Raw genomic sequence first — 809 nt, 5'->3', positions numbered from 1 at the left:
CGGCGAGCGCGGCGGCCAGCTTCTCCTGGTCGACCGGGAGCTTCGGTGCGCGGCGGCCAGCTTCTCCTGGTCGACCGGGAGCTTCGGTTCGGCGACGCGCTCGCCGCCGAACAGGGAGCCGATCACGGAGACGGGGTTGTAGTCGCTGCCCGCCGCACCGCGGACGGTCTCCTGGCTGTCGAGGGAGAGTCCCGCCTTGTCCGGGGGCTTTGGGCTCTTGGGGTGCTGGGTCTTSGGTTGCTYCKGGTGGTTGGCCGCCCTCTCTCCGAGTGTGGCAGCCGGGTCCGKKCCCTCAAGGGCGCTCCTTCGTCGCGTCGCTGCGCGATGGGCTCCGCCCACCCTTGACCGCCCGGCCCCGGCTGCCTTTTCACACTCGGAGGGCGGCCCGGGGGATGGGGCATCCGCTCCGGGGACCGGAGCCTCCCGGGCGCCGTCGGCGGCCGGCGGGTCTAGGGGTGGCTTCCCGCACCCATTGAATGGGGTGACCCGGCRGGGCTTAGCGGGTGCCACTCAATTCTCGGTTGGGATTCATGCCCCGCTGGTCACTCTCCGRTGGGGTGAAGCCTGATCCGCAGCCAGCATCGGGAGTGCGGGTCATGGGCCACCGGGCGCGCGGATCGGGGCTCACGCGGGACCCATCCGCCCCACCGGTCCCATCCACCCCATCGCCGGCTGGGATCGATCCACCAATGACGCTACGGCGTACATTACTTGCGGTAACCCAGCCAGAGAAAGGGACTTGCGTACATTACTTGCGGTAACCCAGCCAGAGAAAGGGACTTTGGCGGGCATATCGGACTCTCGGCGGG

Annotated in this window: 1 pseudogene; it reads right to left on the bottom strand. The window is 69.7% G+C overall.

What is annotated here, in order from left to right:
* A pseudogene (locus tag EAO71_RS40345) lies at positions 1 to 204 on the bottom strand (hypothetical protein); the annotation flags it as partial.
* Positions 205 to 809: the final 605 nt, after the last annotated feature.

This window comes from Streptomyces sp. MS191, assembly GCF_008042125.1.
Taxonomy (GTDB): domain Bacteria; phylum Actinomycetota; class Actinomycetes; order Streptomycetales; family Streptomycetaceae; genus Streptomyces.
This window is presented reverse-complemented; position numbering and strand designations above follow the sequence as displayed.